The organism is Vibrio orientalis CIP 102891 = ATCC 33934 (assembly GCF_000176235.1).
GTDB lineage: Bacteria > Pseudomonadota > Gammaproteobacteria > Enterobacterales > Vibrionaceae > Vibrio > Vibrio orientalis.
Window position 1 is genome coordinate 253955 of the sequence record NZ_ACZV01000005.1, and the last position, 12692, is coordinate 266646.

Consider the following 12692-nt stretch of genomic DNA (forward strand, 5'->3'; position numbering starts at 1 on the left):
ACTGCATTTATGTGAATAGAGTATCAATAAAAAACTAAAGATCTGAACACGTTGCCGATATACTTTGTTAGAAGCTCAAAGATTGCATGAGGAGTGCTTTGTGGATTTAGCAACGCTGGTGGGACTATTAGGCGGCTTTGCTTTCGTTATCATGGCAATGATACTTGGCGGAAGCATTATGATGTTCATCGACGTCACGTCGATTTTGATCGTAGTGGGTGGCTCTACCTTTGTCGTTTTAATGAAGTTCACCATGGGCCAATTTTTTGGTGCGGCGAAGATTGCCGGTAAAGCTTTCATGTTCAAAGCGGATGAGCCAGAAGATCTTATTGCTAAGGTTGTTGAGATGGCTGACGCTGCACGTAAAGGCGGTTTCTTAGCGCTAGAAGAGATGGAAATCACCAACGGCTTTATGCAAAAAGGCATCGACTTATTGGTTGATGGTCATGATGCTGATGTGGTTCGCGCCGCATTGCAGAAAGATATTGTCCTGACTGACGAGCGTCATGACTTTGGTGGTAGTGTATTTAGAGCCTTTGGCGACGTCGCTCCTGCGATGGGGATGATTGGTACACTGGTCGGTCTGGTTGCGATGCTTTCTAACATGGATGACCCTAAAGCGATCGGTCCTGCGATGGCGGTAGCACTCTTAACCACTCTGTATGGTGCGATCTTATCAAACATGGTCTTTTTCCCAATTGCTGACAAGCTGTCTCTACGCCGTGAGCAAGAGAAACTCAACCGCCGTCTAGTCATGGATGGTGTATTAGCGATTCAAGATGGTCAGAACCCTCGAGTCATTGACAGTTACCTTAAGAATTACCTCAATGAAGGTAAGCGTGCTCTTGACGTAGATAACGAGTAAGGTCAAAGGTATGGAAGAAGAACAACCCAAATGTCCGCCACCCGGTCTTCCGTTGTGGATGGGGACCTTTGCTGACTTAATGTCGCTGCTGATGTGTTTCTTCGTACTTCTACTCTCGTTCTCTGAAATGGATGTACTGAAATTCAAACAGATCGCAGGCTCAATGAAGTTTGCTTTTGGTGTTCAAAACCGATTGGAAGTCAAAGATATTCCAAAAGGGACAAGCATTATTGCTCAAGAATTCCGACCTGGACGTCCTGAGCCGACGCCGATTGACGTTATTATGCAGCAGACAATCGATATCACTCAGCAAACCTTAGAGTTTCATGAAGGGGAGTCTGATCGAGCGGGCGGTACTCAGCGTGATCAAGGTAAGTTGACCGGTGGACAGTCGCCGGATACCTCGACTCAGAACAACCAAAACTCCGAGTCGGATAGCCAACAGCAGCAATCTGCTGAAATGTCTCAAGAGTTAGAGACATTGATGGAGAGCATTAAGAAAGCCTTGGAACGTGAAATCGAACAAGGGGCAATTGAAGTTGAAAACTTAGGTCAGCAGATTGACATTCGTATTCGTGAGAAGGGCGCGTTCCCTGAAGGTTCAGCCTTCTTACAACCGAAGTTTAGACCGCTAGTGAGGCAGATTGCGGATTTAGTCAAAGATGTTCCCGGACGTATTCGTGTTTCTGGCCACACTGACAACCAACGTATTGATTCTGAGTTGTATCGTTCTAATTGGGACTTATCCGCTCAACGTGCCGTCTCGGTTGCGCAAGAGATGGAAAAAGTCCGCGGCTTTAATCATGAACGATTGCGTGTCAGAGGTATGGCGGATACTGAGCCGCTGGGTCCGAATGATACTGAGGCGCAACGTTCACGGAACCGCCGAGTTGAAATCAGCATCATGCAGGGTGAAGCATTGTTAAGTGATGAAATCCCGGTAAATCAATAAAAGAAAAAAGACGAGCAAAAGGCTCGTCTTTTTTATGGCCATTCATTCATGTATAATCTTGCGCCCTTAGAGTCCAACTCTTATTTCGAGTGAGCGGTGAATGCCTAGCACGCCCGCTTATTCTGCGAATTTATTAAACTTGTTGTGAAGTGAATTATGAAATTTATCGTCAAGCCCCATCCAGAAATTTTTGTAAAAAGTGAGTCGGTGCGTAAGCGCTTCACAAAGATTCTCGAGTGCAATATTCGCAACATCATTAAGAGTCGTTCAGAGTCTGTGGCGGTATTCAATCGTCGTGACCATATCGAAGTGACGGCGGAATCGGATCAGTATCGCAACGAAGTGATTGAGGTACTGACGCACACGCCAGGTATTCACCATGTACTTGAAGTGCAGCAATCAGATTTCACCGATCTGCATAACATTTTTGAACAAGTGCTTGAGCTTAATCGTCCAAACCTTGAAGGTAAGACGTTTGTTGTTCGTGCTAAGCGTCGTGGTAAGCATGACTTTACCTCTATTGAACTTGAGCGTTATGTTGGTGGCGGTCTTAACCAAGCGATTGAAAGTGCGAGCGTTAAGCTGAAGAACCCTGACGTGACAGTCAAAGTTGAAGTCGCGAATGAGAAGCTAAACCAAGTTATCGCGCGTTACAAAGGTCTAGGTGGCTTCCCACTTGGAACACAAGAAGATGTACTAAGCCTGATTTCTGGTGGCTTCGATTCTGGCGTATCAAGCTACCTTCACATTAAGCGTGGCTCTAAAGTGCATTACTGTTTCTTTAACCTAGGTGGTCCAGCACACGAAATCGGTGTTAAGCAGGTTTCTCACTACCTATGGAACAAGTACGGTTCTTCGGCAAAAGTCCGTTTTATCTCAGTTGATTTCGAACCTGTCGTGGCGGAAATCCTAGAGAAAGTCGATGACGGTCAAATGGGTGTTATTCTTAAGCGTATGTTTATGCGTGCTGCAGGCATGGTCGCTGAGAAATTCAAGATTGAAGCACTTGTTACTGGTGAGGCTCTAGGTCAGGTATCTAGCCAAACACTGACTAACCTTCGTCACATCGACAACGTAACAGATACGTTGATTCTTCGTCCGCTTATTAACTGGGATAAAGAAGATATCATCAATCTAGCGCGTGATATCGGCACAGAAGACTTTGCTAAGACAATGCCTGAGTACTGTGGCGTCATTTCTAAGAAGCCAACAGTGAAAGCGGTTAAAGCTAAGCTAGACGTTGAAGAAGATAAGTTCGACTTCGATATTCTAGAGCAAGTGGTTCGTGATGCTCGCGTGATGGACATCCGCGATATTGCTAAAGAAACCGAACAAGCGGCACCTGAAGTTGAGCAAGTTCAAGCGGTTGAAGAGCATGCTATCGTTCTTGATATCCGTAGCCCGGAAGAAGAAGACGACAACCCACTTGAAATTGAAGGTGTGGAAGTAAAACACATTCCATTCTTCAAGCTAGGTACACAGTTTGGTGACTTAGAACAGTCTAAGACATATCTACTATATTGTGACCGTGGTGTAATGAGCCGACTACAAGCTCTATACTTACAAGAGCAAGGCTTTAACAATGTTAAGGTTTACCGTCCTTAAAGAGCCTATTAATTAGTAAAAGCCACTCATCATTGAGTGGCTTTTTCGTATTAGGGCTAATGGATTACCACACCTTCGGTATAGCCGTGGTTGGTTTCATCGTCATAAATACGGTTTTGTTCGCCGTATTTGTCGAGTACTTTATACGCAGCACTATTAATTGAGTTGCCAATTGTTTGGCAAGATTCAGGATCCCAAGCAAAGATAAGTTGTTCAATTTCTTGCGCTGCTTGAACTCCAAAACCGTGGTGGTTTTGCTCATGTGCCATGAGCTTATCGTAGTATGCGTTGAACTTAGTCTGTGTATCTATATTGGCGGCCGCTCGCAATGTTAGCTTAGGCATCACGTAGTGTGTCGTGACTTTCACTTCAGCATTGGCAATAGAACAAATTCCATCGCTTTTGGCGTACTCGTACTTCCAAGCAACATTGTAGTCAGTTCTTCCATGCATCGGGACGGTGTCGTCTTGACTTAGCGCATAAGCGATATCGTCGGGTGTGTCAGGGTCAATAAGATAGTAACGAAGATTTTCTAATTCAGAATACGTTATCTCTGGTCCAACTCGATTTTCTAGAGGTTCTGTCGGAACCTCTGGGGTGATAGGTGGCTCCGGATCGGGTTCAGGTAAGGGTTCAGTAGGTGGCGTAACTTGCCCTAGCAATTTCCAAGGCGTTTGCCATTCGTGTTGGACTGGTGCACCGGGTATGTCTTCAGTACCCGCCCACCATTTTGCTTGGTAGATGTTACCTAGGTGCTCAACTTGGCTTCCTTGCTGATAAGATTGGGTTTCATTATAAATTGGTGCGGCCTGTATACTGACACTCAGTAAACTAAGGGCTAGGGCTGCAACTTTAGTGATGTCCATAGTCTCTCCATTTTAGCAAATTTGTACAGGATTTAGACTATTGGGCAGCGAAGCACACAGCTACAGGAAAGTAATAAGTTCGCGGGGTTCTTTTATCTCCTTACGGACGATCTTATCTCGACTTGTTTAGGCTATGAGCGCGCTATTCTGTGGCGTATTTTCGGTTGATTTCAATCGCAACATCTATGTTATCTAGCAGGGTATCGACGATCTTGGCATCTAAATGGCTGCCTTTAGAACGTTTAAGTTCCTCGATGACCTCTTCCACAGGCCAAGCCGGTTTATAACAACGTTCGTGGGTCAACGCATCAAATACGTCTGCCACCGCAATAATACGCGCCTCAATGCTAATCTCATCGCCTTTTAGGCCTAGTGGGTAGCCTGTACCATCGACTTTTTCATGATGCTGATGGGCAATAGTTGCAGCTGTTTGTAATATCTTGCGCTTAGAACCGGCTAAAATATTGTGACCAATAGCGGCATGGTTTTTCATCGTCTCCCATTCGTCCGCATCTAATTTTCCCGGTTTGAGTAGAACGGAGTCGGGGATCGCTATCTTGCCAATATCGTGCATTGGCGCAGCTTGGCGTAACAGCTGAGCTTTTTCTTCAGAGTAGCCAAGCAACAAGCACAATTCGTAGCTTAGCTCAGACATGCGCCTTACATGATTGCCCGCTTCTTGAGAGCGTGACTCTACCACGTCACCTAGGCGGTATATCAATTCCCCTTGAGTATCGATGATTTCTTGACTGAGAGACAAATTCTCAAATGCCAAGCTGACGCTATAGGAAAAAATCGTCAGTAGTTGGCTCTCTAGTTCAGTGATCTTTCGTGCGCCTTTAAGGTAAAGCAAACTGACCGCGCCAGAGCTGGTGGCGAAGTAGCCGACGAAGATATCGCCGTCGATAATACTTTGTTGTTGCTCAATGGCTTTATCCAAATATTCGCGAACGACAGGATCTATCGTGTCTTCTTGGTTTTGGCCGATTTGGGCTAATACTTGGTAGCCACTTTCTGGCTGCTGGATAGTGGTTAAACCACGCACGCTGACTAACATGCTTTGTTCGTTCATTCGGAGCAGTGACAGTACCTGCTGCAAAATTCCATTAGAGAACGTTTTTAAGGTGTGTTGCTGGAAAATAACAGCAGTTGATTGAATGACTCGCTCTAGACCTAGGCGGTAGTTGGTTTCTAGTTGTTTGGCATGGTCTATTTTGATGATATCGCGATAGGACCTCAGCGCAGAAAGGACAGCCGTAAACAACTTTTGGCTGGTCAGTTCGGTTTTCTCTTTGTAGTCGTTGATGTCGTAATCGGCAACAACACTTTGCTCGGGGGCTTGGCCAGGTTGTCCGGTACGCAAAATAATACGAGTTTTATGATTACCGAGGTCTTGTCGTATCCAACGAGCCACTTCAAGGCCGGCATCATCTGACTCCATGACAACGTCTAAGAACACTAAGGCGATGTCATCATGAGTCGAAAGCTTCTCTTTAGCTTCAATACCTGAGTAAGCGTGAATAAACTCTAGCGGTCGATCATCAAGGGTAAAACGGCGAAGGACAAGCTTGGTGACTTGGTGGATATCGGCATCATCATCAACGAGAAGTACTTTCCATGGGGGGAGTCTCGGCTCATCCATTTCTCGCAACAATTCTAGTGGCATAGGTGCCTCCCGTCGGCTGTCTTTATTCTGTCCATGTAATTTGTGCTCATAGTTAGGGTATAGGCAAAGTTGTGATTATTTACAAGCTCTTCCATAACTAGGAATTCGTCATCACTTTAGGTAATTGAATTTTGTATGCTAACCCTTCTCCGGGGGCGGTTTTTATCTCAATCGTGCCTTGCAGCTTACGTGTCACTAAATTATGGATGAGGTGAGTACCTAAACCACTACCGCCTTGATTTCTCTTAGTGGTGTAGAAAGGATCAAAGAGGCGTTTAGCTTCATCTTCTTCCAGCCCTCTACCATCATCTTTATAATCAATCGAGAAGGTTTCTGCTTGCTCTTCAATGCGTATTTTAATTTGGCCTCTCTGATCCGGTGTGAAAGCGTGAATCAAACTATTCATGATTAAGTTGGTTAAAATCTGCGAAAGTGTGCCCGCGTAAGAGGAGCATTGGATACCTTCTGGACACTCGATCTCGACTTGATGCGGCACCTTTTTAAGCTGCGGTCTTAATGAAAGCATAATTTCATCAATGTATTGCTTGAGTTCAAAGTCACGCAGCTCATCAGAAGACTGATCTACGGCAATTTGTTTAAAACTACGAATGAGCTCGGAGGCTCTGTCATTATTTTTATGGATGATTAGCGCAGACTCGTCACATAGATCCAAGAACTCTAAAAGGTGTTTCTCATCGAGTTGTTTGCGTTCATAAGCTTGCTTCAACAAATTGACTTCTTCACTCAGATTGGACGAGGCGGTGACACAGATTCCAATCGGCGTATTAATTTCATGTGCAACACCTGCGACCAGCATTCCTAGAGATGCCTGCTTTTCTTTTTCGACTAACTGACTTTGTGTCTGTTTCAACTGTGACATTGCCTGTTGTAATTCGTTGGTGCGCTGTTCGACTTGCACCTCTAGCTGAGAGTTGTATTCCTCAACCAATTTTTCTTTTTCTTTGGCGTAATTGAGTTGTTGCCGTAATTGGGTAGGACTGATTTTTAATTGGGAAAGCAGGTGGCTGTAGGCCTGTTCAAGCGCTTGCATTTCTTGGGGAGTAAAGAGTCCTGAATCTTGGATTAGAATATGCGCCATCGCTGAACCTGTTGCACCGCTGAGGTAACGTTCGGCTGACTTTTCTAAGTTCGCTAACTCAATGGTGGTGAGGTAGTCACTATCCCCTAAATTTGCCTCGTTGATACTTTGTTGGAGTTTATGTTGTGCTTCTTCATCGGGGAAGTAGTGCTGAAATAGCTGCTGAAGGATAGCTTTTTTCGGCTCGATTGCGATGTTACGGGGCAACTCAAGGCCAAGGAGATCATCTTCGGACTGAGTTTGCGTCATGTTGTCAATAAACTCAGCGTTGTATCGACTCTCTGATTCGCTTTCTTTAAATAATAAACTACCAAAGATTACTCCAGAAATATTGGCCAACATTGACCAAAAAGCACCATGACTGACTCGATTCATTGTTGAGCCGAACAAATGTTCAGGATGGAGCCATTCGATTCCCCAAGGGCCAGCCACAAGTAGACTGCCATCGATCCAGCCACTCTTCATCAATGAAGGGATAAATAAGCAATAGGCCCAAACGATGAAGCCTGCAGACAAGCCGATAATTGCGCCCCGAGTGTTGACGTTGCGCCAATAGAGCCCTGCCAGCACGAGGGGGAGCAATTGAAGTACAGCACAAAATGAAATCATCCCCATGTTTACTAGCAGGTAAGACTCACTGAGAAAAAGGTAGAAGCTTTGCCCGGCAATAAAAACCAAAACCACGGCGAACCAGCGTATCTGCAACAAAAATCGCCCGAACTTTCTGCGTGGAAAAAATTGACGTAACAGCGGTAGAGCAAGATGGTTACTAAACATAGTTGATAAGGTCATTCCTGAAATCATCAGCATTGCCATCGCGGCAGAAAACCCACCAATAAAAACCAATAAGGTGAGTGCAAATTGTTGCTGAGACATTGGTAAGGCCAACATATAGGTATCGGGAGGAGTCGAGCCTAGCAATAAGATACCCGCCGCTGAGATCGGCATAACAAATATGGTCATCAAGAACAAATAAATCGGTACTTTCCACTGAGCTTGCTTGATGTAATGAATCTTAGGGTTTTCTATCACCATTACGTGAAACTGCCTAGGCAGTAAAAAGAAGGCAGAGCCAGCTAAAATCAAGTAGCTCACCCAAGTAATAAAATTGGGTGTTTGAGCCATCTGTCTGGCGGCATCTGGGTGCTCACGCTGCAGTTGTTCGAAGATTTGGTTAGGAGAATCAAACAGGAAAAAACAGACAAAAATGCCCACCGCAAGCATAGCGACTAGCTTGATAACCGCTTCCACTGCAAGTGCCATCATCATACCTGGGTGGCGCTCGGTGGGGTCAATATGTCGCACACCGAAAATGATAGTGAACAACACGACGCCAAGCCAAATAATCCACGTGATGGTATTGCCAGATACATTCTGCTCCAGAATGACAGAGACAGTGTTATTGATGGATTTTAGTTGTAAGGCAAGGTAAGGGATGATGCCAACCATAGCAACAACCGATGTTAACCCCGCTAGGTATAGGCTGCGATTAAAACGGGCTGAGAGGAAGTCGGCAATGCTGTTGACGTGGTAGGTTTGTTTAACCAATAAAATTCGTCGCATCAATGGCCAAAGAATCAGCATTAGCAGCGTTGGCCCTAAGTAAATGGTATAGACAATAATGCCACTGCGTGATGCTAATCCAACGCTGCCGTAAAATGTCCAACTGGTGCAGTAAACCGCAATGGATAAAACATAAACCATTGCGCTAGAAGACCAGCGTTTGGCTCTAGCGCTTGAGGATTCGGCCCAATTCGCAATCGCATAGAGAGCACCAATGTACCCAATCAACACCGACACAAGCATGGTGGCACTTAGCATGAAAAATTACCGAGCTAGCCCAAACAGAATAAGGATCAGAACCATCCATATACAGAGAATGGAAATCGTAATGGAGGTGATTGTAAATGGCGAGGTGAGTATCACAGGCCATGTGACCAGCGTCAGTGCAAGAACCAATAGCAGAATTCGCAGTGCTAACTGGTTTTGAATGGGTTGCATTTGTGACCCCTTCTTCAAGTACGTTAGTACAATCATAGAACATGGTAAAAAAGTTTATAAATGCCGATGAGGAATTACTGCTTAAGCGGCAGGCGGTGAAGCGCGGAGTCAAAAGCGAGAGATAAAAAAACACCGCCATATAGGCGGTGCTAAAAAATTTGACAGACAGGTCAAAATAAATACAGGAAGTATATGTTTCGTTTCACTTGGAAACAAAACTGGTAGAAACCTACCGAACTCGAAATACGAGTTTGCAAACACAACATCGCAACAAGAGGTCAATTGATTCAAAAGGGAATCAAGCCGTTCTGACTCCTCGTTGCGGTGTGAAATATAGAATTTCTCTGGTCGTCAGGCAATGGACATTTTATAATGTTTCAGATAAAAAAAACTAATCTATTTACAGAAGGCTACTATGTCCAGAAGATTGCCTCCTTTGAACTCTTTAAAAGTGTTTGAAGCTGCTGCCCGACATCTGAGTTTTACTCGTGCTGCAGAAGAGCTGTTTGTTACTCAAGCCGCCGTCAGTCACCAGATCAAAGCGCTAGAAGAATTCCTTGGCTTAAAGCTCTTTCGTCGTCGAAATCGCTCACTTCTCCTCACCGAAGAGGGGCAGAGTTATTTTCTCGATATCAAAGATATTTTTACCTCATTAGCAGAAGCGACTGATAAAGTCCTAGAACGCAGTGAAAAAGGTGCGTTAACTATCAGTTTACCACCAAGCTTTGCTATTCAGTGGCTTGTCCCTCGCTTAGCCGATTTCAATCAACAAGAACCTGATATTGATGTTCGTATCAAAGCGGTTGATATGGATGAAGGTTCCCTAACCGATGATGTGGATGTAGCCATCTATTACGGTCGTGGTAATTGGCCAGGTTTACGTGCTGATAAGTTGTATCAAGAGTTCTTGATCCCGCTTTGTTCACCTTCATTACTTTTGGGTAACAAACCATTAGAAACTCTAAGTGATTTAAAACAACATACGTTACTTCATGATACCTCGCGTAAAGATTGGAAACAGTTTGCCAAACTCAATGGTATTGAAGGGGTCAATGTTAATCACGGGCCGATCTTCAGTCACTCGACCATGGTTTTGCAAGCAGCAGCGCATGGACAAGGTGTCGCTCTCGGAAATAACGTTCTGGCCCAGCCGGAGTTAGAGGCGGGTCGCCTTATTGCGCCATTTGATGAAGTGCTACTTTCAAAAAATGCGTTCTATGTGGTGTGTCATGACAAACAAGCTGACATGGGCCGTATCGCAACGTTTCGTGACTGGATGCTAGCGAAAGCGCAAAGTGAGCAAGAGGAGCTACTGGATGAGTAATTACCTGATAGATGGTGAAAAAGGGAACCCTCTATTTATCTTTGCTCATGGCGCAGGGGCTGGGATGGATCATGCCTTTATGGAATCTGTCGCCAAAGGGTTAGCTAAAAAGGGCATTCAAGTGGTGCGTTTTAACTTCCCTTATATGGTCAAGCGCGCTGAGGATGGTAAGAAGCGTCCACCCGATCGCGCACCAAAACTGCTTGAAGCTTATCAAGCGGTGATCGCAGAGTTTGCCAGTAATGGGCCAGTTGTGATCGGTGGTAAATCAATGGGCGGACGAATGTCGAGCCTACTTGCCGAAGAAGCGAACGTGGCGGGTGTTGCTTGTCTTGGTTTCCCGTTCCACCCGCCGGGAAATCCGGAAAAGTTCAAAGGCGAGCACTTAGCGACGTTGGAAAAATCGACACTTATCCTGCAAGGGGAGCGTGATACCTTCGGCAAAAAAGAAGAGTTTGCTGGTTTTGAGCTTTCTTCATCAGTTCAGGTGAGCTTCATTCCTGATGGAGACCATAGCTTTAAACCGCGTAAGAGCTCTGGGCATACCGAGTTAGGCAATATTCAACTGGCGGTAAAACACTTAGCTGGGTTTATTTTTGAGGTGTACGGTGAAAAGTAGACATCTACTCGCTTTAGGCGGTCTGCTAAGCGGAGTTGGAGTGGCTTTCGGCGCCTTTGCCGCCCATGGTTTGAAAAAGTCACTCTCGCCTTACTTACTGGACGTATTCCAAACTGGCGTGCAGTATCAATTTATTCATGCAATGGCGATATTGCTCTGCGGTGTCCTACTGCAGTTAAAATTGCCTACTAAGTCACAAAAATATTTCGTCCTAGCCGCAATTTGCTTTATCATCGGCATCTTTTGTTTTAGCGGCAGTCTCTACGCACTCGCATTAACGGGCATTAAATGGTTCGGACCGATTACGCCATTTGGTGGTATGACGTTTATGCTTGGCTGGGGTTTGTTCGTCTATGCAGCGCTACAGATTAAAGAGGTGAAACAGTGAAACAATTAATGCTCTACTGCCGCAGTGGCTTTGAGAAAGAGTGTGCCGGTGAAATTCAAGATCGTGCGACTCAGCTAGAAGTGTTTGGTTTCCCTCGCGTGAAAAAGAACAGCGGTTACGTAATTTTTGAATGTTACCAAGATGGTGATGCGCAAAAGTTAGTTAAAGAGCTTGATTTCAAATCACTGATTTTCGCTCGTCAAATTTTCGCGGTAGCGGCTGAAATTCAAGAACTGCCACGTGAAGACCGAATCTCGCCAATTTTGCATGATCTTAGTTATGTAGAAACGATGCCTCGTTGCGGTGATATTCGTATCGAAACTCCGGATACCAACGAAGCAAAAGAGCTATTGAAGTTCTGCCGTAAGTTTACCGTACCGATGCGCCAAGCGCTGCGCGGCAAAGGCATTCTTTTCCCAAAAGATAGCCCGAATAAGCCTGTGTTGCATGTGTGCTTTGTTGGTCCGACTCACTGTTTCATTGGTTACTCGCTGCCGAACAACAACTCTCAATTCTTTATGGGGATTCCGCGCCTTAAATTCCCTGCAGATGCGCCAAGTCGTTCAACGTTAAAGCTAGAAGAAGCTTTCCACGTGTTTATTCCTCGTGAAGAGTGGGATGAGCGTTTAGCTGCGGGCATGTGGGGCGTAGACTTAGGTGCGTGTCCTGGCGGTTGGACCTACCAGCTTGTTAAGCGATCAATGTTCGTACATTCAGTGGATAACGGCATGATGGCTGATAGCTTGATGGATACGGGTCAGGTGAAACACCACCAAGAAGATGGCTTTAAGTTTGAGCCTGCGCGTAAGAACGTTACTTGGTTAGTGTGTGACATGATTGAGAAGCCATCTCGCGTTGCACAACTTATGGGTGAGTGGATCATCAGCGGTTGGGCAAAAGAAGCGATCTTTAACCTCAAGCTGCCAATGAAAGGCCGCTATGATGAGGTGCTTGAAGATATTGAAAACTTGAAGCTGTTCCTGATTGAAAACAAGGTCAAGTTTAAGCTGCAAGCGAAGCACTTATACCATGACCGTGAAGAGATCACGGTGCATGTTCAGTGCTTATCTAACATCTCACCGCATTAAGGAAGAGTTGAGCGGATTTCGCCCTTCGAGCGGCGGACGCGGTATTACTCAAATAGACTCCGTCATTCCCTAGACTGACGGAGGAAGAAGTAGGGAATCTCTAAAGGTTTTCGACTTGCTTTGAGAGATCCTCAACTCATTCGTTCCTCATTCTCGAGGATGACTCCAATAAAATAAAGGGTTGCTACTTGGTAGCAACCCTTTAAATTTTCTCGCATC

The 12692-nt window shown here is 45.2% G+C and carries 10 protein-coding genes; 7 read left to right on the forward strand and 3 right to left on the reverse strand.

Annotated elements, in window-relative coordinates:
* Positions 1–100 precede the first annotated feature (100 nt).
* The 3 genes from pomA to thiI all read left to right on the forward strand — a co-directional run bounded on the left by pomA (position 101) and on the right by thiI (position 3422).
* Positions 101–865, forward strand: coding sequence for a flagellar motor protein PomA (gene pomA, locus VIA_RS11695; RefSeq protein WP_004413205.1), 765 nt, complete (start codon positions 101–103; stop codon positions 863–865).
* A 10-nt stretch (positions 866–875) separates the two neighbouring features.
* On the forward strand, positions 876–1817 hold the full coding sequence (locus VIA_RS11700) for a flagellar motor protein MotB (RefSeq protein WP_004413207.1): 942 nt from the start codon (positions 876–878) through the stop codon (positions 1815–1817).
* Positions 1818–1973: 156 nt separating this feature from the next.
* Entirely contained in the window at positions 1974–3422 is a 1449-nt protein-coding gene (gene thiI / locus VIA_RS11705) for a tRNA uracil 4-sulfurtransferase ThiI (protein ID WP_004413208.1), read from the forward strand.
* Between the two features lie 56 nt (positions 3423–3478).
* Here the strand turns inward: thiI and VIA_RS11710 are convergent, their stop codons facing one another.
* The 3 genes from VIA_RS11710 to VIA_RS11720 form a co-directional block, all read right to left on the reverse strand.
* The gene (locus VIA_RS11710; protein WP_004413209.1) at positions 3479–4288 is read right to left on the reverse strand and encodes a DUF922 domain-containing protein; all 810 of its coding nucleotides are present in this window, start codon (positions 4286–4288) and stop codon (positions 3479–3481) included.
* Positions 4289–4430: 142 nt separating this feature from the next.
* On the reverse strand, positions 4431–5954 hold the full coding sequence (locus VIA_RS11715) for an HD domain-containing phosphohydrolase (RefSeq protein WP_004413210.1): 1524 nt from the start codon (positions 5952–5954) through the stop codon (positions 4431–4433).
* Between the two features lie 97 nt (positions 5955–6051).
* Positions 6052–8874 carry a sensor histidine kinase gene (locus VIA_RS11720; protein WP_004418614.1) on the reverse strand — a complete coding sequence of 941 codons (2823 nt, stop codon included), beginning with the start codon at positions 8872–8874 and terminating at the stop codon, positions 6052–6054.
* Between the two features lie 595 nt (positions 8875–9469).
* Here VIA_RS11720 and VIA_RS11725 point away from each other — a divergent pair.
* From VIA_RS11725 to rlmM, 4 genes are read left to right on the forward strand one after another with little or no spacing between them, the layout of a single operon-like run.
* Entirely contained in the window at positions 9470–10378 is a 909-nt protein-coding gene (locus VIA_RS11725; RefSeq protein ID WP_004418613.1) for a transcriptional regulator GcvA, read from the forward strand.
* Entirely contained in the window at positions 10371–10997 is a 627-nt protein-coding gene (locus tag VIA_RS11730) for an alpha/beta family hydrolase (RefSeq protein WP_004413214.1), read from the forward strand. The genes VIA_RS11725 and VIA_RS11730 overlap by 8 nt, the downstream gene beginning before the upstream one ends.
* Positions 10987–11385: a DUF423 domain-containing protein gene (locus tag VIA_RS11735; RefSeq protein ID WP_004418611.1), complete on the forward strand. Its 399-nt coding sequence runs from the start codon at positions 10987–10989 to the stop codon at positions 11383–11385. Before VIA_RS11730 ends, VIA_RS11735 begins: the two co-directional genes overlap by 11 nt.
* Positions 11382–12473 (forward strand): 23S rRNA (cytidine(2498)-2'-O)-methyltransferase RlmM, encoded by a 1092-nt coding sequence (gene rlmM, locus VIA_RS11740; protein ID WP_004413216.1) that lies wholly within the window; start codon positions 11382–11384, stop codon positions 12471–12473. Before VIA_RS11735 ends, rlmM begins: the two co-directional genes overlap by 4 nt.
* The last annotated feature ends 219 nt before the right edge of the window (positions 12474–12692 follow it).